This is a genomic window from Lentzea sp. NPDC006480 (assembly GCF_040611995.1).
Classification (GTDB): domain Bacteria; phylum Actinomycetota; class Actinomycetes; order Mycobacteriales; family Pseudonocardiaceae; genus Lentzea.
This window is the reverse complement of sequence record NZ_JBEXPJ010000027.1, coordinates 31,369-50,426: the sequence shown is the minus strand read 5'-3', so window position 1 is coordinate 50,426 and position 19,058 is coordinate 31,369. Positions and strand designations below refer to the sequence as shown.

General features: G+C 68.4%; 16 protein-coding genes, 1 tRNA gene and 1 pseudogene. 9 read left to right on the top strand and 9 right to left on the bottom strand.

The window, feature by feature from the left end:
* Positions 1–61 precede the first annotated feature (61 nt).
* Both ABZX92_RS13930 and ABZX92_RS13925 read right to left on the bottom strand, forming a co-directional pair.
* Positions 62–892 carry a class I SAM-dependent methyltransferase gene (locus ABZX92_RS13930; RefSeq protein ID WP_355558037.1) on the bottom strand — a complete coding sequence of 277 codons (831 nt, stop codon included), beginning with the start codon at positions 890–892 and terminating at the stop codon, positions 62–64.
* Between the two features lie 71 nt (positions 893–963).
* A pseudogene (locus ABZX92_RS13925) lies at positions 964–1,392 on the bottom strand (bacterial proteasome activator family protein); the annotation flags it as partial.
* Between the two features lie 218 nt (positions 1,393–1,610).
* Here ABZX92_RS13925 and ABZX92_RS13920 point away from each other — a divergent pair.
* The gene (locus ABZX92_RS13920) at positions 1,611–2,810 is read left to right on the top strand and encodes a cysteine desulfurase-like protein (protein WP_355558034.1); all 1,200 of its coding nucleotides are present in this window, start codon (positions 1,611–1,613) and stop codon (positions 2,808–2,810) included.
* Between the two features lie 19 nt (positions 2,811–2,829).
* The gene (locus ABZX92_RS13915; protein WP_355558031.1) at positions 2,830–3,474 is read left to right on the top strand and encodes a class I SAM-dependent methyltransferase; all 645 of its coding nucleotides are present in this window, start codon (positions 2,830–2,832) and stop codon (positions 3,472–3,474) included.
* Here ABZX92_RS13915 and ABZX92_RS13910 read toward each other — a convergent pair.
* Positions 3,458–4,423: an NAD(P)H-quinone oxidoreductase gene (locus ABZX92_RS13910; protein ID WP_355558029.1), complete on the bottom strand. Its 966-nt coding sequence runs from the start codon at positions 4,421–4,423 to the stop codon at positions 3,458–3,460. The genes ABZX92_RS13915 and ABZX92_RS13910 overlap by 17 nt on opposite strands.
* 45 nt (positions 4,424–4,468) lie before the next feature.
* Between ABZX92_RS13910 and ABZX92_RS13905 the strand changes: the two genes are divergently transcribed.
* Together ABZX92_RS13905 and ABZX92_RS13900 are read left to right on the top strand one after the other, a co-directional pair.
* Positions 4,469–5,101 carry a GNAT family protein gene (locus tag ABZX92_RS13905; protein WP_355558026.1) on the top strand — a complete coding sequence of 211 codons (633 nt, stop codon included), beginning with the start codon at positions 4,469–4,471 and terminating at the stop codon, positions 5,099–5,101.
* Between the two features lie 79 nt (positions 5,102–5,180).
* Positions 5,181–6,692, top strand: a complete 1,512-nt coding sequence (locus ABZX92_RS13900; protein ID WP_355558023.1) for a M28 family metallopeptidase — start codon at positions 5,181–5,183, stop codon at positions 6,690–6,692.
* Positions 6,693–6,756: 64 nt separating this feature from the next.
* Here the strand turns inward: ABZX92_RS13900 and ABZX92_RS13895 are convergent, their stop codons facing one another.
* The 3 genes from ABZX92_RS13895 to ABZX92_RS13885 all read right to left on the bottom strand — a co-directional run bounded on the left by ABZX92_RS13895 (position 6,757) and on the right by ABZX92_RS13885 (position 9,457).
* Positions 6,757–8,724: a DUF6541 family protein gene (locus ABZX92_RS13895; RefSeq protein ID WP_355558020.1), complete on the bottom strand. Its 1,968-nt coding sequence runs from the start codon at positions 8,722–8,724 to the stop codon at positions 6,757–6,759.
* A gap of 188 nt (positions 8,725–8,912) precedes the next feature.
* A tRNA-Ser gene (locus ABZX92_RS13890) sits at positions 8,913–8,997 on the bottom strand.
* 28 nt (positions 8,998–9,025) lie between these two features.
* A complete protein-coding gene (locus ABZX92_RS13885) occupies positions 9,026–9,457 on the bottom strand; it encodes a MarR family transcriptional regulator (RefSeq protein ID WP_045310758.1) in 432 nt (143 codons plus the stop codon).
* Positions 9,458–9,625: 168 nt separating this feature from the next.
* On the opposite strand from ABZX92_RS13885, the gene ABZX92_RS13880 reads away from it, so the two are divergent.
* The 4 genes from ABZX92_RS13880 (at position 9,626) to ABZX92_RS13865 (ending at position 14,356) form a co-directional block, all read left to right on the top strand.
* Positions 9,626–11,341 carry a bifunctional metallophosphatase/5'-nucleotidase gene (locus tag ABZX92_RS13880; RefSeq protein WP_355558017.1) on the top strand — a complete coding sequence of 572 codons (1,716 nt, stop codon included), beginning with the start codon at positions 9,626–9,628 and terminating at the stop codon, positions 11,339–11,341.
* A gap of 97 nt (positions 11,342–11,438) precedes the next feature.
* Complete coding sequence (locus tag ABZX92_RS13875) at positions 11,439–12,008, top strand: hypothetical protein (RefSeq protein WP_355558014.1); 570 nt, start codon at positions 11,439–11,441, stop codon at positions 12,006–12,008.
* Positions 12,009–12,066: 58 nt separating this feature from the next.
* Positions 12,067–12,861: a hypothetical protein gene (locus ABZX92_RS13870; RefSeq protein WP_355558012.1), complete on the top strand. Its 795-nt coding sequence runs from the start codon at positions 12,067–12,069 to the stop codon at positions 12,859–12,861.
* 592 nt (positions 12,862–13,453) lie between these two features.
* The gene (locus ABZX92_RS13865; RefSeq protein WP_355558009.1) at positions 13,454–14,356 is read left to right on the top strand and encodes a neutral zinc metallopeptidase; all 903 of its coding nucleotides are present in this window, start codon (positions 13,454–13,456) and stop codon (positions 14,354–14,356) included.
* Positions 14,357–14,400: 44 nt separating this feature from the next.
* Here the strand turns inward: ABZX92_RS13865 and ABZX92_RS13860 are convergent, their stop codons facing one another.
* The 3 genes from ABZX92_RS13860 to ABZX92_RS13850 form a co-directional block, all read right to left on the bottom strand.
* Positions 14,401–15,108, bottom strand: a complete 708-nt coding sequence (locus ABZX92_RS13860) for a methyltransferase domain-containing protein (protein WP_355558006.1) — start codon at positions 15,106–15,108, stop codon at positions 14,401–14,403.
* Positions 15,109–15,268: 160 nt separating this feature from the next.
* Positions 15,269–15,682, bottom strand: a complete 414-nt coding sequence (locus ABZX92_RS13855) for a VOC family protein (RefSeq protein WP_355558004.1) — start codon at positions 15,680–15,682, stop codon at positions 15,269–15,271.
* An 11-nt stretch (positions 15,683–15,693) separates the two neighbouring features.
* Entirely contained in the window at positions 15,694–16,113 is a 420-nt protein-coding gene (locus tag ABZX92_RS13850; protein WP_355558001.1) for a helix-turn-helix transcriptional regulator, read from the bottom strand.
* 219 nt (positions 16,114–16,332) lie between these two features.
* On the opposite strand from ABZX92_RS13850, the gene ABZX92_RS13845 reads away from it, so the two are divergent.
* Positions 16,333–19,038 carry an SdrD B-like domain-containing protein gene (locus tag ABZX92_RS13845; RefSeq protein WP_355557998.1) on the top strand — a complete coding sequence of 902 codons (2,706 nt, stop codon included), beginning with the start codon at positions 16,333–16,335 and terminating at the stop codon, positions 19,036–19,038.
* Positions 19,039–19,058: the final 20 nt, after the last annotated feature.

Genomic DNA, 19,058 nt, shown 5'->3' with positions numbered 1-19,058 from the left:
GAGCGTACCGGCGTCGACCCAGCGTCCTGCTCACCGGTGGGTCACGGTGCCGTGACCTGGCTCAGACCTTGGTCACCTTGACCACGACCTGCTCGTGGTCGTACGTGTACCCGAGGTAGTCGAACTCGACGCCGTGCGCCTCGACGTGCTCCATCCAGGCCTTGTGCTCGTGCTTGCGCCACTGCGGGTAGTTGAAGTACTCGTCGAACACCACGATGCTGCCCTCGACCAGCCGCGGGCCGACCAGGTCCAGCACGGTCTTCGTGGACGAGTACAGGTCGCAGTCGACGTGCAGGAACGTCACCGGGCCCTCGTGCTGCTCCAGGAACTTCGGCAGCACCTCGTCGAACCAGCCGACGACCAGCTCGGCACCGGGCACGTCCGGCAGGCCGTCCATCGTGAACGTGGCGGCGGGGAAGCCGTTGCGCCAGTCTTCCGGCAGACCCTCGAACGAGTCGAAGCCGTAGACGTCGACGCCGTCCCGGGCCTGCGCGATGATCTTGAGCGTGCCGCCGGTGTAGACGCCGAACTCCAGCGCCAGGCCGCCCTCGGGAGTCTGGGCGAGCGCGAACTCGAGCGTCTCGTGCGGGCTGCCGAAGTGCGGGACGCGCGGCATGTGCTCGTGCACGAACCGCGCACTGTCCAGCGCCGCCTCCTGGTCCGCGGCGAACACGAGGTCGCGACGCGCGCGGATCTCGCCCTGCACCATGCGGTCGGCGATTCGGCTGCCCTGGTGGGCGACCTCCTCGCGCAAACCGTCGATCTGCACCTGCAGACGTTCGATCTGCTCGCGCTGCGGCTGGATCGCGTCCTGGATCAGCTCAATCGCCTTGACACGCAACTTGTGTCGCAGCTGCTTCGCCTGCAAGCCCTGGAGGACACGGTCGAGCACGGCGGCTCCCTTCCCAGAAAGTTCAGCGCATCGTAGAGCCACCGGCACGGGGTCGTGCTAGAGGTGTCGTGCTAGAGGTACTGGCCAGTCCCCTTGCCGCCGATGCCGCCTTCCGCCGCCTCGCCGCTGCTGCCGGCGGGAAGGGCGCGTCCACGCATCTGCTCCAGCTGCGCGCGGGCGGCCATCTGCTGGGCGAACAGGGCGGTCTGGATGCCGTGGAACAGGCCCTCCAGCCAGCCGACGAGCTGGGCCTGGGCGATCCGCAGCTCGGCATCGCTCGGCGTGCCCTCCTCGGTGAACGGCAGCGAGAGGCGCTCCAGCTCCTCGCGCAGCTCCGGCGCCAGGCCGTCCTCCAGCTCCTCGATGGACCGCTTGTGGATCTCCTTGAGGCGGTTGCGGCTCGCCTCGTCCAGAGGTGCCGCCCGCACCTCCTCCAGCAGCTGCTTGATCATCGTGCCGATGCGCATGACCTTCGCCGGCTGCTCGACCATGTCGGTGATGTCGCCGTCCTGTCCGCCGACGATGACGACTGGCTGCTCCTGGTTCATGGTCTCCATCCTGGCCTTCTCGGGTTGACGGAGGTTAGCCGGGTGCCCGACGCCTCTCGTCCGCGATCGCCTCTCGCCCGTGACTCTCATCGAACGGAGGTGTCGGGCACCCGGCTACCGGGTCGGGGGTGGCCAACACCGTGTTTGCCTTCATACGTACGGTGTGTGGCATGGCGTTCGACGTCGCACGGGTACGAGGGCTCTTCCCCGCGCTCGGCGACGGCTGGGTCCACCTCGACGCACCGGCCGGCATGCAGGTGCCCGAACAGGTCGCCACCGCCGTCTCCACCGCGCTGCGCGCCCCGGTCTCCGGACCCGGTGGCATCTTCCCCGCCTCGCAACGGGCCGAGGCGATCGTCGACGCTGCTCGTCGTGCCGTCGCGGACCTCGTCGGCGGTGATCCCGCCGGTGTCGTGCTCGGTCCGTCGTCCCCGGTGCTGCTGCAACGTCTCGCCGACGCGATGACGGACGACTGGTTCATGGGCGACGAGGTGCTCGTGTCCAGGCTGGACCACCCCGCGAACATCGCGCCGTGGCTGCGCGCGACCCAGCGCACCGGCAGCGCGGTCAAATGGGCAGAGATCGACATCGAGACGTGCGAGCTGCCGGGCTGGCAGTACGACGAGCTGGTCACCGACCGCACCAAGCTCATCGCGATCACCGCGGCGTCCGGTGTCGTCGGAACTCGCCCCGACCTGAACAAGATCTCCGCGGTGGCTCGCGCGCACGGGTCGCTGATGGTGGTGGACGCCTCCTCCGCCGCGCCGTTCGTGCCGCTGGACATCGTCGACATGGGTGCCGATGTCGTGGCCATCTCCGCTGGTCAGTGGGGTGGTCCGCCGGTCGGGGCGCTGGTGTTCCGCGATCCGTCCATGTTGGAGCGGCTGCCGTCCGTTTCGGTCGACCCCACGGCACGCGGCCCGGAACGGCTCGAACTCGGCCCGCACGCCTACCCGATGCTCGCCGGGCTGGTCGCGTCCGTGGAGTACCTCGCGGACCTCGACGACGCGGCTTCGGGCACGCGGCGTGAGCGCCTCGTCACATCTCTGAGCTCGGTGAAGGCGTACCAGGCCGGGCTGCTCGCTAATCTCATCAACGAACTGCGTTCGCTGCGGCACGTGATGGTGATCGGCGACGCCATGCGCAGGGTTCCCGCGCTGGCGTTCACGATCGCCGGGGTCAAGGCGGAGGACGGCGTGGAACACCTCGCGTCACGAGGCGTCTGCGCGTTCGCCGACCCCGGTCAGCACGGGGTGTTCTCGGTGCTGGGCGTCGGCGAGGTCGGCGGCGCCATCCGCGTCGGGCTCGCGCACTACACGAACGCCGTCGAGGTCGACGACCTGGTGAGGGCGGTATCCGAACTGGGCTGAGCTGCTTGGGAGATCATTGTTGGACGACTCGCTGGCTCGCGAGCTCGCCGATCTCTCGGCCCTGCAGCGCATCGGCTCTCTCGACACCGAGTACCTGCCACAGCTCCCCGCCGACCTGCGCCCAGCGGCTCTGGTCGCGGTGATGGACGAGATCGTGCTCGGTGCGCGGACCGTCGTCGTGGAACTGGGCTGCGGCTCCACGTCCGTCCTGCTGGCGCGTCTGTTGCAGCAGCGCGGTTTCGGTCACCTGCTGTGCATCGAGCACGACGAGCGCACGGCTGCTTTCGTTGCCTCACAACTACGTCGCGAGGGGCTGGGGTCGGTCGCGCGGGTGGTGCACGCGCCGTTGTCCCGTCATCCGGCGGCGTTGTCGCGGCACGGCCAGTGGTACGCGCCGCAGCAGGTGCACGACGAGGTGCTCGCGTACATCGACCAGTTCGGGCTCGTCGATCTGCTCCTGGTCGACGGGCCGGGCTTCGGGGACTCGCGCTATCCGGCGTTGCCCGTGTTGCGAGCCGTGCTGGCGCCGGGAGCGACGGTTCTGGTCGACGACGTCGATCGCCCGGACGAACAGGCGGTGCTGACGCGGTGGTCCGAGGAGTTCGGGCTGAAGTTCCGCACGGCTCCCCGGACCTCGCTCGCCGCAGCTACTGCTCTCGCTTGAGCAGGACCTTGCCGAAGACGTCGCTGGCCTCCAGCAACCGGTGCGCCTCGGCGGCATCGGACATCGGCACCGTGCGCCCGACGATCGGCTTGACCGCCCCGCTTTCGATGAGCGGCCACAGGTGTTCGCGGACCTGGGCCACGATCGCGCCCTTGCTCTCGATGCTGCGGCCGCGCAGACCCGTCGCCATCACCGACGCCCGCTTGGTGAGGAGCTTGCCGATCGGCAGCTCACCCTTCACGCCGCCCTGCATGCCGATGATCATCAACCGGCCGTCCGGTGCGAGGACGTCGATGTTGCGGGGCAGGTAGGAGGCGCCCATGTTGTCGAGCACGACGTCGGCCTGCTTCACCTCGGCCACGAAGTCCTGGGTCTTGTAGTTGACCAGGACGTCCGCGCCGAGCTCGGCGCACTTGGCCAGGCGCTCGTCGGAGCCCGCCGTGACCGCGACCGTGCAGCCGAGTGCCTTGGCGACCTGGATCGCGTGCGTGCCGATACCGCCGGCGCCGCCGTGGACGAGGAACGTCTCGCCGAGTTTGAGCCTTCCGTCCATCACGACGTTGGACCACACCGTGCACGCGACCTCGGGCAGCGCGGCCGCCGTGACGAGGTCGACGCCCTTGGGCAGGGGGAGGACCTGCGGGGCCGGCACCGCGACCTTCTCCGCGTAGCCGCCGCCGGCCAGCAACGCGCACACCTCGTCGCCGACGTGCCAGCCCGTCACACCCTCGCCGAGTGCCGCGATCGTGCCGGAGCACTCCAGGCCGATGATGTCCGGCGCACCGGGCGGCGGCGGGTAGAAGCCCTGGCGCTGCAGCAGATCCGCGCGGTTGACCGCACTCGCGGCGACGTCGATCAGCACCTCACCCGGACCGGGCACGGGGTCGGGGACCTCGGTCCACTCGAGCACGTCGGGGCCGCCGGGTTCGCGAACAGAGATGGCATGCATACAGTCGACCGTAATACCGTTCGACAGGTCCGGCACCATCGGAACATGGACGCCTGGCCGCTGCGACACCTCGTTCTCCGCACCCCGCGCCTGGAGTTGCGCCCGGACGACGACGAGGGCCTGTTCGAGCTCGTCGACGTGGCTCTGGACGGTGTGCACGACCCGGCGGAGATGCCGTTCTCCGTGCCGTGGACCGACTGGCTTCCGGATGATCACGGCGTCGGCATGATGCAGTTCTTCTGGGGGCAGCGCGCGAAGATCGCCCGGGGCGACTGGACGATCAACTTCATCGCGCGGTTCGAGGGCAAGGCGATCGGCGTGCAGTCGTTCAGCGGACACGACTTCGGCGTGCTGCGCGAGGTGAACACAGGCTCGTGGCTGGGCCAGCAGTTCCAGGGCGGCGGGCTCGGCACCGAGATGCGGATCGCCGTGCTGCAGTTCGCCTTCGACCACCTGGGCGCCCGGATCGCGCGTTCGGCCGCGTGGGTGGGGAACCGGGCTTCGAACCGGGTCAGCGAGAAGCTCGGCTACGTCCCCGACGGCACGATCGTCGTCGCACCCCGCGGCGAACCCCTTGAGCAGGTGCGACTGCGTTTGGACGCGGCGAACTTCGTGCGCCCGGAGTGGAACGTCTCGGTCGAGGGCCTAGCGGAGTGTGTTCAGCTGATCACGAGCTGAACACACTACGACCGACGGATTGTGGTGCAGGTCTCCCTTTTGTGAGGGTTCAGCGAGTCTCGAACGAAGGGGAACGTTCATGTCAGGCAGAACCAAGCTGGCGACTGTGCTTGCCATCTCGGCACTTGTCGCAGCCCCTACCGCCACCGCGTCCGCCGCGGCTGAACCAGCAGGCCCCGCACTCGCCAAGAAACTCGCCAAGAAGGTGACCGTAGAGGGCGTCAACCGGCACCTCATCGCGTTGCAGCGCATCGGTGACCGCAACGGCGGCACCCGCGCCGCCCTGACGCCGGGCTACGACGCGAGCGTCGACTACGTCGCGGGCAAGCTCCGCGACGAGGGCTTCATCGTCACGACGCCGACGTTCAGCTTCGACGTCCCGGTCACCGACGCCGAGCTCGCCCGCGTGGACGGCGTGAACTACCAGGCGCTGATCATGACCGCCTCACCGCAGACCCCGGTGGGCGGCATCACCGGCCCGCTGCGCGTCGTGCCGGAAGACGCCACCACGGGCTGCGAGGCCACCGACTTCGACGGCCAGGACTTCACCGGCTCCGTCGCCCTGATCCGGCGCGGCGGCTGCACGTTCGCGCAGAAGCACCTCAACGCGGCCGCCAGGGGCGCCATCGCCGTGCTGGTCTCGAACAACGTGGACGGCCCGCTGTCGAACGTGACGCTGACCAACCCCGGTGTCATCCCGACCGGCGGCATCTCCAAGGCCGACGGCACCACCCTGATCGCGAAGGCCGGCGCCTCGGTCACCGTGGACATGCGCTTCCACAACGAGACCCGCACCCAGCGCAACGTCGTGGCCCAGACCCGCACCGGCCGCACCAACAACGTCGTGATGGCCGGCTCGCACCTCGACTCGGTCGAGGCCGGCCCCGGCATCAACGACAACGGCTCAGGCTCCGCCGCCCTGCTGGAAACCGCCCTGCAGCTCGGCTCGCGCCCGAAGGTCGACAACGCGGTCCGCTTCGCCTGGTGGGGCGCCGAGGAGCGCGGCCTGATCGGCTCGACCCAGTACGTCCGCTCGCTGACGTTCGAGCAGCAGCTGGACATCGCTCTGTACCTGAACTTCGACATGATCGCCTCGCCGAACGCCGCCTACTTCATCTACGACGGCGACAACTCGGACGGGGTCGGTTCCCCGGCCGGCCCGTACGGCTCGGCGCAGATCGAGAAGGCCTTCGCCGACTACTTCGTGGCCACGGGCGTTCCCACCGAGGGCACGGACTTCTCGGGCCGCTCCGACTACGGCGAGTTCATCGCGCAGGGCATTCCGGCCGGTGGTCTCTTCACCGGCGCCGAGGGCGTCAAGACCGCCGCCCAGGCAGCCAAGTGGGGCGGCACCGCAGGCACCGCCTACGACCCCTGCTACCACTCGAAGTGCGACAACCTGGGCAACCTCGACCGCGTCGCCCTGGGCCGCAACGCGGGCGCCGTGGCCTTCGTGATCGCCACCTACGGTGTGTCCACTGAGGACGTCAACGGCGTGCCCCCGCGCGCCAAGCGCGCCGACGCCCGCAAGTCCGCCTCGCTGATGAAGGCGGCGGTGGCCGACGACCACTCGCACGCGGCAGCGTCGTAACCGGTTGAACGAAAAGAGGCAGGGTCCCTTCGCGGGGCCCCTGCCTCTTTTGCGGAACTCCCGGCTAGCGCTGCGACGCCAGCAGTTGGTTGACGCAGGGGGTGACCCGGTAGAGGCGGAACTTGCCCGCCTGGTCGAGCAGCTCGAACCCCGCCGACGGGGCCGGATAGTCAAAGCCGTCCCAGTAGTTGCCCTTCACCCCGTCCGCGGCCAGCAGGTACCGGACGTTGATCCGGTTCGCGATCTCGCAGACCTTCGGGTCGGACGGGTCGTTGAGGTGGTCGGAGAGGTAGCTCTGGTCCTCGGTCATCCTGCCGAGGTTGAGCTGCGGGAACAGGACCTGCCGCCGGGTGAGCGCCATGACCGCGGTGCTGCCGTTGGACGGTTCCTGGGCGATGATCGTGCCGGGCTCGGTCAGGGAGTCGATCCGGCTGAACAGCGCCTGCTCCTCCTTGCTGAGCTTCGGGTTCACCGGCGGGTACGCGACCGCGACGCGTTCGCTGTTGCTCTGGATGTTCAGGTTGTTGGTGCTGAACACGAGCAGGATCGCGATCACCGGAACGACGGCGAGCGCCGAGAAGTTGGTCGCCGCGCGGAACTGCTGCAGCGACTCCTTGCGCAGCAGCACGCGGATCAGGGTGGCGATCGCGATCGTGCCGAACACGGTGATCGGGATGCCCGTGATCGGGATCATCGCCGCGATGCGGTGCGAGTCGGTGTACCAGAAACCGGTGAACATCCGCCGGTTGACGCCTTCGACGCCGGCCGCGAGCACGTAGATCCCGCACGACACCGCGTGGCTCGCCACGAGCCAGCGCCGGTTGCGCTGCCGGAAGCAGGAGAAGATGCCCACGATCAGCAGCGTGGCGAGCAACCAGTCGACGGCTCCGCCGTTCGTCGCGCCGGTCAGCGCCTCACCGACGGCGTGGGCGGGCGGCTCGAACGGCTTCGAGTCGGCCTCCATGACCCCCTTGAACAGCGACGACTGGGTGACGATCAGCCAGTACGCTGGGGCGGCGAGGACGATCATCGAGCCCAGCGCGTAGGCGAGCTTCTTGTTGCCCGCCCGGTAGTGCTTCGTGGCACTCAGCACGAGGCTCAGCACGATCGCCGGGACGGCCACGGCGAGCAGGCTGATGAACGCGTTCGGGTGCGAGATCCCGACGCACGCGAGGATCACGGGGGCGAGCATCCACGCCCGGCCGCGCCCGATGACGTCGTCCTTGGCGAGGTTGATCATCGACATCAGCGCGGCCATCGCGGCGGGCACGAGCGAGAGCCCGAGCAGGTTCGGCCACAGCACGCCCCAGCCGAGCAGCTCCCACGGGAAGGCGCCGAACGCGACGCTGAGCAGACCCGCGACCCCGACCGCCATCGGCGACGGTCCCGCGAGCTGACGCATCAGCAGCATGCACCCCAGCGGCCAGATGACCAGTGCGATGGTGACGGAGAGGATGTTCGCCGCCGCGGGCACCGACACGCCGGAGATCATGACCAGCAACGAGCCGAGCCCGTGCCACCCGCCGGGGTAGAAGCCCTGCACCCGGTCCGGCACACCGAGCGTGTCGATCGCGAACGTGGAGGCGTTTCCGCTGTTCAGGATGTTGACCAGCGCGTTGTAGTGGAACGGCGAGTCACTGCTGACGATGAGCTGGTCCGGGTCGATGATCGCGCGGATCACCGTCAACATGCCGAAGACCACCGCGGCGACGATGCCCACGAGCGCGGCGACCGTGACCCGCCAGCCGTCCGCGGGCGCGGGGTCGGGAAGCCGGTGCCGCAGGGGGAACACGATCGCCGCGAGCAGCAGTGTCAGCCCGGCGAAGACCACCAGCATGAGCATCGGCGACCAGCGGAAACCGAGCAGCGGGGCAACGATCGCGGTCAACGCGACCACACCCACCACGATCACGGGCGCCATGGCCACGGCAGCCAGCCGGCGCAGGCCGATCAGGTAGGTGATGAGGAAGCCCGGTACGACCAGCAGGGCACCGCACAACACCAAGGTCGGCAGCGCAGCAAGCCATGTCATAACGGAACCCCCATGTTTGACCTTGTTCCCAAAGAGACGCCTCGCGCGGGAAAAAGGCTGCATGCGTCGCTTGGTCAGGCGCATGCATTGTATTGGACCTGCTGTCAAGAGCCGTTCTTGACCCGGCCGCCGGTTCGAACAGGCAAACGGGGGTACGCGGGGGGTCGCGCACCACCCTGTTCACAATGCGGAAGCGGAGGGATTTGAACCCCCGGACGGTTGCCCGTCTCCCGCTTTCAAGGCGGGTGCATTCGGCCGCTCTGCCACGCTTCCCCGACGCCAACCGCGTCAGCCGGGAAGCCTAGCCGTTCGACTCCCGCAGGTGTGTCATGACCCGGTCGAACACCTTGGCCAGCACCTCGCCCTCCTCAGGCGTGAGCAGGTCGACGATGTGCGCACGCACTCCGGCGAGGTGCGTGGGGGCGGCTTCGACCAGCTGCGCCATCCCCTTCTGGGTCAGCTCGGCGAGCACCCCGCGTCCGTCCTCCGTGCACTCGCGACGCAGCACGAGCCCGGCCTTCTCCATGCGCGCGACCTGGTGCGAGACGCGCGACTTCGAGGAGGCGACGTCCTCCGCCAGCTGCGTCATGCGCATGCGCTGGTTGGGTTGCTCGGACAGCCGGACCAGGATCTCGTAGTCCGCCAGTGACACTCCGTGGGTGTCCTGCAGCTCTCGGTGCAGGCGGTCCATGAGCATGGAGGAACCGTTCACGTAGGTGCGCCACGCGCGCATCTCGCCCTCATCGAGCCAACGCGGCTCCTGCTCACTAGACGTCACGAGAACAAGGCTAAACCTGCGCGTGTCGATAAGGTCATTCCTCTGGTAAACGCCGCGTCCGGGAGGCAGACTCCTCCGCCGTACACGCGCGTTAACCACGCCTTGTCGGAGAGGCTCTTACCCATGAGTTCGTTCAGACGGCTTTCCGTTCTGGCGATCACCGCCGCCGCGGCCACCCTGATCAGCACCACTGGACCTGCTCAGGCCGATGTCCAGTCTCTGCGCGGTCGGGGCACGGTCGACGTGCGCCTGATCGGCATCAACGACCTGCACGGCAACCTGGAGCCGCCGACGGGGTCGTCCGGACGCGTGATCCAGCCCGACGGCACGACCGTCGACGCCGGTGGTGCCGCCTTCAACGCGACGCACATCAAGAACCTCCAGAACGAGGTCAAGAACTCGGTGCTCGTCGGGCAGGGCGACCTGATCGGCGCGTCACCGCTCGTGTCGGCGTTGTTCCACGACGAGCCGACCATCGAGGTGCTGAACAAGGTCGGGCTGCAGGCGACCGCGGCGGGCAACCACGAGTTCGACGAGGGCTACAAGGAGCTCCTGCGCATCCAGCGCGGTGGCTGCCACCCGACGGACGGCTGCCAGTTCCGCGACAGCTACCCCGGCGCGAAGTTCCCGATCCTCGGTGCGAACGTCACCAGCGCCAAGACCGGGCTGCCCGCGCTGCCGCCGTTCTGGGTGGAGATCCGCGACGGGATGCCGATCGGCTTCATCGGCATGCCGCTCAAAGACGTCCCGGTTCTGGTCAACCCGACCGGGATCAAGGAGATCCAGTTCGGCGACGAGGTCAAGGCGGCCAACAAGTACGCCAACTTCCTCGACGCGATCGGCGTGAAGTCGATCGTGCTGCTCGTGCACCAGGGCGACCAGGTCACGGCGCCGACCGGCGGGCCCAACGCGTGCAACGTCGCGGCGAACAACCCCGGCAGCTACATCGCCGCCAACGTCAGCCCGAAGATCGACGCGGTCTTCTCCGGCCACAGCCACCAGCACTACAACTGCGTGGTGAAGGACCCGGCCGGGAACCCGCGGCCGTTCATCGAGGGCCTCGCGTTCGGGCGTGAGCTCAGCGTTGTCGACCTCAAGATCGACCGCCGGACGCGCGACGTCATCCGCGGCGAGACCAAGGCCGACAACAAGATCGTCACCCGCACCGTCACGCCGGATCCCGATGTCCAGGCGATCATCGACCTGGCCAAGCAGAAGGTCGCCCCGATCGCGAGCAGGCCGCTCGGCACGATCTCCGAGGACATCGTGAAGCTCCAGAACGCCGCCGGTGAGTCGCCGCTGGGCAACCTCATCGCCGATTCGCAGCTGGCAGCTACCCAGCTCACCGGCAACGCGGTGATCGCGCTGATGAACCCCGGTGGCGTGCGCAAGGACCTCGTCTACAAGAGCAACAAGGGCGAGGGCGATGGTGTGGTCACCTACGAGGAAGCCGCGGACGTGCAGCCGTTCGGCAACATCCTGCAGACGATCACGCTGACCGGTGCCCAGCTCAAGAACGCGCTGGAACAGCAGTTCAGCGCCAAGAGGACGTTCGTGTTGCAGCCCTCGGCGGGCTTCACGTACAGCTGGTCGGCGTCCGCGGCGTTCGGTTCGAAGATCTCCGACATCAAGCTGAACGGTGTCGCGATCGACCCGAACGCGAGCTACCGCGTCACGGTCAACAACTTCCTGGCGGGCGGTGGTGACGACTTCAGCGAGTTCACCAAGGGCACGGCGCTCGTAGGTGGTCCGATCGACCTGGACGGGTTCGCCGCGTACCTCGCGGCGCACCCGAACCAGAGCGCGCCGAAGCTCGACCGCATCACGCAGCTGCCGTAACCGCAGAACGCAGTTGAAGGCCATCTCGGCGACGAAAGTCGCCGGGATGGCCTTTTCCGTGTGTCAGGTTGCTCCATTTGATCTAGGGTGAGGGCCGATGTCCTGGTTGCGTCGGCTCCTGCTGCTCGCCGGTCTGGTGACCGGCGCCTGGCTGCTGGGCAGCTCAGGTCAGGCGAACGCCGACGTCAAGGTCGAGATCGACCAGCTCCGGGTCGAGGTGAAACTCCCCGTCGCCGACGTCGGCCTGAAGGTCGAGACCGGGCTCGTGCCGCAGCAGCCGGAAGCGCCCGCGCCTACGCCCAGGCCGGACACTCGCACCGAGCCGCCCGCGCCGGACCCCGTGGCGCCCCACCCGAAACCGGTCGAAGCGCCGGTCGTCCACGCCGAGGCAGCTCAGCAGCAACCCCACGTGACGCCACCGCAGTCGTCGACGCGTCCCGCCGACCCGGCGCCCGTCCCGCAGCAGCAACAACCGCAGGTGGAGCAGCCGATCACCGGCACCCTCCCGCAGAGCGGCGCGGGGACGAGCGCGAGCAGCCAGTTCCCGGCGGGCACGCTGACGTATGCGATGCGCCCGCCCACCACCACGACGTCTCTCATCAGCACAGAGCAGCAAGACGTGCCGCGCACCGTGCGCGCGGAGGAACCGACGTTCTCCCCGGACTGATCCCGCGGCGACCCAGCCACGCACAGGGATCCGTCATTCCACTCCAGGGAGAACAGTCATGCGCAAGAACCTCAACAGGACCATGTCCGCGGCCCTGCTGGCCGGCGGCATCATGGTCGGGACGGCCGGATTCGCCCAGGCCGTGCCGGTACCGCTCAACGTCGACGACGAGATCCGCGTCGGCAACCTGGTGAGCGTCCCGGTCAAGGTCTGCGGCAACGCGATCAACGTGCTGGGCAACAGCGACGCCACCTGCGACGAGAAGCCCGCCGCCCGTGTCCAGGCCGACAAGGCGCTCGTCTCCGCGCCGGTCACGGTGTGCGGCAACTCGGTCGGTGTCGCCGGCGGTGGCTCCGGCAGCTGCGGCGAGACCAAGCCGGAAGCGCCCAACGGCACCGTCGAGGCCCCGGTGACGGTCTGCGGCACCAGCGCTGCCGTGCTCGGCACCGCGAGCGGCGACTGCGGCAAGACCGAGCAGCCTCCCGGTGAGGAGCCGCCCGGTGAGGAGCCCCCCGGCCAGACGCCTCCTGGCCAGACCCCGCCCGGCCAGACCCCGCCCGGCCAGACCCCGCCCGGACAGACGCCTCCCGGCCAGACGCCGCCCGACAACGGTGGCAACCCCGGCGGTGGCAACAACGGCGACAACAACAACTCCGGCGGCGGCAACACCGGCAGCGGTGACTCGGGCTCCGGCGTGCCGACGACCGGCAACAAGGCGTCGCAGCAGGCGTCCCCGATCCCGAACCTGTCGCGCACCGGTGCGGACCCGCTGGAGTTCCTGCTGGTGGGGCTCGGCCTGATGACCGCGGGCGTGATGGCCCGTCGCGGCGCCCGTCGCGAGAGCAGCGTCTGATCTTTGGCCTGATCATTTTCAGGTAGTTTTCCGACGATTTCTCACAATCGCCCGGCGAGCCCGTTCTCGCCGGGCGATTGCTGTCTGCACAGTCGATCTCCGCTGGTCACCCGTCTGACTTCACCAATTCAGGTTTCGGGTGAGGTGTTGAGAAATGTGGCGATCAAGCGCATGCTCGATAACGAGCTGGCAACCGGCAGGTGAATGAACTAGACCACCCGGAGGCCACGCCCAGAAGGGGTAGGTGGTGCTGTGCAGGTATCTCCTCGCTGTGGCGAAACGCGGTCTGTTGCATCCCCGCGAGTGGATCGGACGTGAACGGTCCGGTCGCGACTGTGTAGCAACGGACACGAGGTTTCGGGTGCCCAGGCGCCATCGGCGTCGCTCGGTGCACTTCGACGCTGTTGAGCTCGGCATCGCTGACGTCTCATGGCGTCACCGGCTGAGCGCCACGCCAACCTTCGTGGGCCGTAGTCGTCACTACCAAATGGGAAAGCCTTGGTGCGGTGCCCCGACGTCGGGCTCCGCACCAAGGCATGTTTCGTGCTTTATCGTTTGCGGCACCCATGGGGTCCTTGGCAGGAGGATTGCGGTGCAGTTCAACGAAGGCGCGGAACTCGATCTCTCTCAGGTCTCGGACCAGCGCGGCGTCGGTGGTCGCGTGGCCGGCGTCGGCGGTGGCCTCGGCGTGGTCGGCCTCATCGTCTACTTCCTGATCCAGCAGTTCACCGGCATCCAGCTGCCGACGGGCGGCCTGGAAAGCGGTGGCCTGAGCCCGAACTCGCAGGTCGAGTCGGGTCAGCTGGCCGAGAAGTGCAAGACCGGCGCCGACGCGAACAAGGACAGCGACTGCCGTGTCGTCGCCATCATCAACTCGATCCAGGGCTTCTGGACCGACCAGTTCTCCCGGTCGGGCAAGACCTACCAGGTCACCAGGACCAACTTCTTCCGCAACAGCGTGAACACCCGCTGCGGCAACGCCACCTCGGCGGTCGGCCCGTTCTACTGCCCTGCCGACTCCCAGGTGTACATCGACCTGGACTTCTTCAACGAGCTGCGCACCAAGTTCGGCGCGCAGGGCGGCCCGTTCGTCGAGGCCTACGTGCTGGCCCACGAGTACGGCCACCACATCCAGAACCAGCTGGGCACCTCCGACCGCGTCAGCTCACGCACCGGCCCCACCTCGGACTCGGTGCGGCTTGAGCTCCAGGCCGACTGCTACGCGGGCGCCTGGGGCAACCACGCGACGACGGTCCCGTCCTCCAACGGTCAGCCCCTGATCTCGAACATCACCCAGGAGGACGTCAACGCGGCGCTGGACGCGGCCTCGCGCATCGGTGACGACTTCATCCAGCGCGAGCTCGGCGGCGGGCGCGTCGACACGACCAAGTTCAGCCACGGCACCTCGGCGCAGCGGCAGAAGTGGTTCACGACGGGACTGCAGACCGGCGATCCGGCGCGTTGCAACACCTTCGACACGAACAACCTGGGTTGAGGCTCACCGAGGGGGCGGTGGTGCACCGCCCCCTCGGCAGTTGATCAGCGGCGCGCCACGGCCAGCAACCGGTGGCTGCCGACCCCGAACGCCCCGCCGTCGGTGTCGCCGTACAGCTCGACCGACGAGAACCCGGCGGCCTGCAGCATCCGGGTCAGCTCACCGGCGGTGTAGACGTGCTGAACGCAGGCCGACCGCTGGGTCCGCTCACCGTCGGTGAAGGTGAAGTCGATCAGCAGTCGCCCGGTGGCCACGTCGTAGGTGTTGCGGGCGACCATGCCGACCCCGCCCGCGGACATCTCGATCGAGCCCGGCAGCGACGGCAGCAGTGACTCCGCCGCGCAGGCGTAGTCGATCACGAGAACCGGTGCCGCCGAGGCGAAGTCGGCCAGCAGTCGCACCGAACCGGCGTGGTCCAGGTAGCCGAAGCTGTTTCCCAGGCACAGCGCCAGATCGGCGGAGATGCCCTGCGACGCCAGCGAGGACAGATCTCCCAGCCGCCAGTCCAGCGACGGTTCCGCGGCACGGGCGAAGGCGATGGCCTCCTCCGAGATGTCGAGCCCGACGACCGAGTAGCCGCGGCGAGCCAGCTCGATGCTGTGCCTGCCGCTGCCACACGGTGCGTCGAGGACACGTGGACCGGCGCCCAGGCCGGCCACGAAGTCGATCTCGGCGGTGGTCTGCGCGGGCTGGACGGCACCGCGCCAGAAGCTGTTCGCGAGATCGGTGAAGAACGAGGTGTACCAAGTCAAGGTAGGAACTTCCTGGTGAGGCGCGAAAAAAGGGCGCGTGTCACCGGGCACTGCGGAGGCGCCCGGTGGATCCGGGGCTGCCCATGGCATCTACCTTGTCTCAAGAGTCGTGCTGAGGAACCTCAGTCAAGCACGCGAACAGGCGAGACCGGAACTGATTTCACTGCTGGACGGACCGCGGCGACGAGAAACGGATCATGTTGCCCGACGGGTCGCGGAACGCGCAGTCGCGGACCCCGTAGAACTGGTTGATCGGCTCCTGCATCACCTCGGCACCGGCCGCGCGGACCTGCTCGAACTTCGCATCCACGTCGTCGATCTCGAAGATGATCCCGTGCAGGGACCCCTTGGCCAGCAACGCCTGCAGGGTCTCGTAGTCGGCCGGCGGCACGGGCGGGCCGATGGCGGACAGGCCGATCTCGACGTCCGGCTGTTCGGACGGGCCGACCGTGAGCCACCGGTAGTCGCCCTCGATGGTCTCGTCGGTGCGGACTTCGAGGCCGACGACGTCGCGGTAGAACTTCAGCGCCGCGTCCTGGTCGTGGACGAAGAGGAACGTGTGCGAGAGCTTCATGCCACGAGACCCTAGGGACGGCGGGAGCGCGACGCTTCTCGAAACCTGCTCGGTCGCGTCAGGCCCTTGAGGTGACATCCCGGCACGGCGGCCAGCTCGTCGTGCGAACGCGCCCGGTACGCGGAAGGCGTCTCGCCGACCAGTTCGGTGAAGCGGGCGGAGAACGAGCCGAGCGACGTGCAGCCGACCTCCACGCAGACCTCGGTGACCGACATGTCTCCCAGCCGCAGCAACGCCTTCGCCCGCTCGATCCGCCGGGTCATCAGGTAGCCGTACGGGGTCTCGCCATAAGCCGCGCGGAACTGGCGGGCGAAGTGCGAGGGCGACATCAGGGCGGCACGGGCCATCGCGGGCACGTCCAGCGGCGCGGCGTACTCGCGGTCCATCAGGTCGCGCGCCCGGCGCAGGTGCGCGAGGTCCTCCGGTGTCACGCCCCCAGCATGCCCGAGGCACACCTGTCGGCGCTGTGCTAACGCTTTTCGAAGCCCTCCAGTTGCCCTGGTCCACAAAAAATCTTGAACGCATTTTCGTGACCTCTTGACGCTTCCGCGAGCACTGTGCGTGCGGTACTTTTCGGGCGTCTTGCGGACGTGTGCGGGGGCTCTGACGTCGGCGGACAGTTTTTGTCACGGGGGCATTTGGGGGATCCGTTGTCCGAGGGGTCGATCGGCCGCGCGCTGCTCAAGTTCGGTGCTTTGACGACCGCGATGGCGCTGACATTCGGGTCAGCGTCCATTGCCGCGTTCGCGCAGGACGACCCGACGAGCACACCGCCGCCTCCGGCTGAGACCTCGACGACGCCGACGACCTCGACGACACCGGCACCACCGTCACCGCCACCGAGCAGCGAAACGCCGCCCCCTCCGCCGCCGGCCCAGGAGCCGCCGACGGGCGTCGGGCAGGTGCAGGCCGCGCCGCAGACCGGCGTGAGCGGGGTCGTGTACGCCGACAAGAACCGCAACGGCTCGCAGGACCCCGGCGAGGCATTCCCCGGCCAGAAGATCTGGCTCGCTGGTGTCATGGACAGCTCCGGGCACCAGGCGATCAGCGACGCGGACGGAAACTTCTCCTTCACCGATCTGGCCCCCGGCGGCTACCGCATGCAGTTCCTCGAACGGAACTACCTGGACGACGGCTGGGTCGTGCACTTCGCCAAGCCCACCGACGCCGACGTCACCGTCAAGGCGAACGCGATGACCAAGGTGGCGGTGCGTGCCGAGCGGGCCTACTCGGAGCAGCTCACGGCGACCGCGACCCTCGACCGCGACAGCTATCGGCTGCCGGCCGCTGCGAGGATCACGCTGAAGCTCGTCAACAACACGGATCACAGGATCAACAACATCAAGGCGCTCTGCAACGAGCACCTCGCTCCGAACGAGCTCGGCCAGGGCAGCGGATGGGACGCGCTCGTGGCGAACGGCGTCTCGATCCCCGCCGGCAAGGAGGTCGTGATCTCGATCGACGAGAACGTCCCCGAGGCCGCGAGCAAGGACGGCTTGGTCAAGCTCGACTGCGAGTTCGCGCCGAACGTCGGGTGGACCAGGGACGGTGCGACCGCGCGCGCCGAGGCGAAGGCGTCCGGAGGCATCGGTACCTACACGATGCAGCTCGGCGAGGACCGGAATGCCAACTCACGCATCGACGCCGACGAGGTGGAGAGGGGCGTCAAGGTCCTCCTGGTGAACCCGAACACCGGAGAGCAGGTTGCCGAGGTCACCAGCGACGCGGAGGGCAAGATCGAGTTCGGCGGTCAGCAGATCGGGGAGTACCGGGCCGTCGTCCTCGGGTACTGGCAGTTCGCTGATCCGGGTCAGCAACTGGTGCGCATCACCGGGCAGGGCGGCTTCGGCAGCGGGTTCCTGAAGCGCGCCGCTCCCGCGGACCTGCACGTCACGTTCAAGATGGACAAGCCGCGGTACGAGTCGCACGAGACGATCCGCCTGGACGTCACCGTGACGAACGTCGGTGGTCAGACCGCCGAACGCACCAGGCTTGTTTCGCCCCTGTCCGGGGTCGACGTCCCCGCGGACGCGTGGGGCGAGTTGCGGTCCGGGGGGCCTGGCGCCCGGATTCCTGCCGGAGAGTCGCGCACGTTCACCGTCTCCGGCCTCATGAAGACCAACCGCGGCGGCGGGCTGAGTTTTCAGGGACGCGTCGAGTACCTCGGTCAGCCGCCCGAGCACCAGCCGAGTTGGTTCGACGGCAGCGCCGAGGTCATCACGACCACCGGCGACGTCACCGGCCTCGTCTACACCGACAAGAACAGCAACGGCGTGCCGGATCCCGGTGAGGCCGCAGCAGGCGTCGCGGTGAAGCTCAACGGCAATGCCATGGAGGGGAGCCTGAACGCCTCGACGGACGCCAACGGCGGCTTCACGTTCGGCAACCTCCCCACCGGCGACGCGTACTGGGCCGAGTACTCCCTGAACGACGGTTGGATGGTGCACGCCGAGGGTGACGAAGGCTTCAACTTCCGCGTGCGGCCGGGGTCTTCCAACCAGCTTGTCGCACGCGCGGACCGCCCCTATCGCGAGCTGATCAAGGCGACGATGACGCTGGACAAGCCGGTCTACATGGTCGGCGAGGACACCAAGCTCACCGTGACGCTGACGAACACGAGCGACCGCAAGATCGTCGGCATCCAGGCGGCGTGCAACAGGGTCGGCGACTCGCACCACCTCGGCGGCGGCGCCAGCAGTCCCATGCCGGAGAGCTGGGGCGACCTGCGCTACGGCCGCCCCGGCGTCACCCTCGCGGCCGGTGAGACGAAGACGATCGTCGTCACGGAAAAGGTTCCCGTCGGCGCCCGTTCGCGCCAGCAGGTCGTCGCGTCCTGCGACTTCGAACCGAACATCGAATTCAACTCCGACGGCCCGAACGTCCGTACCTCGGCCGGTGTTCCCGGCGGGTTCGGCGCGCTCACCGGCCCGCTCGCCCACGACCGCAACCACAACGGCGGCGTCGACCCCGGCGAGGCCATCCCCAACGCCAAGATCTTGCTGCTCCTCGACCGAGACAGCGATCTCCGGGTCGCCGAGACGGTCTCCGACGCCCAGGGCAACGTCCGGTTCGACCAGCTGCCGCCCGGCGAGTTCTGGGCGAAGGTCGACGGCCCGTGGAAGTTCGAGGGCGACACCCCGGGCAGGGTCGAGGTCCGGGTCGACACCTCGACGAGCACCCAGTTCTTCGTGGTGCCCGTTGCCACACCACCCGGCGGCGACCACCAGCCCGGTGCCGAGGTCCGAGGCGCGCTCGCCAGGACCGGCGCCAGCGTGCTCGGGCTCGCCGCGGTCGCCGCACTCCTGGTCGCGTTCGGCATCGGCGCTCGCATCGCCGGCCGCCGCAAGACCTCCTGATTTTTCGATCCGCACCAACC

Coding starts and splice junctions, on each gene's coding strand:
- ABZX92_RS13920 (WP_355558034.1), top strand. CDS start 1,611: ATGGCGTTCGACGTCGCACGGGTACGAGGGCTCTTCCCCGCGCTCGGC.
- ABZX92_RS13910 (WP_355558029.1), bottom strand. CDS start 4,423: ATGCATGCCATCTCTGTTCGCGAACCCGGCGGCCCCGACGTGCTCGAG.
- ABZX92_RS13905 (WP_355558026.1), top strand. CDS start 4,469: ATGGACGCCTGGCCGCTGCGACACCTCGTTCTCCGCACCCCGCGCCTG.
- ABZX92_RS13900 (WP_355558023.1), top strand. CDS start 5,181: ATGTCAGGCAGAACCAAGCTGGCGACTGTGCTTGCCATCTCGGCACTT.
- ABZX92_RS13895 (WP_355558020.1), bottom strand. CDS start 8,724: ATGACATGGCTTGCTGCGCTGCCGACCTTGGTGTTGTGCGGTGCCCTG.
- ABZX92_RS13885 (WP_045310758.1), bottom strand. CDS start 9,457: ATGCGCGCGTGGCGCACCTACGTGAACGGTTCCTCCATGCTCATGGAC.
- ABZX92_RS13880 (WP_355558017.1), top strand. CDS start 9,626: ATGAGTTCGTTCAGACGGCTTTCCGTTCTGGCGATCACCGCCGCCGCG.
- ABZX92_RS13875 (WP_355558014.1), top strand. CDS start 11,439: ATGTCCTGGTTGCGTCGGCTCCTGCTGCTCGCCGGTCTGGTGACCGGC.
- ABZX92_RS13870 (WP_355558012.1), top strand. CDS start 12,067: ATGCGCAAGAACCTCAACAGGACCATGTCCGCGGCCCTGCTGGCCGGC.
- ABZX92_RS13855 (WP_355558004.1), bottom strand. CDS start 15,682: ATGAAGCTCTCGCACACGTTCCTCTTCGTCCACGACCAGGACGCGGCG.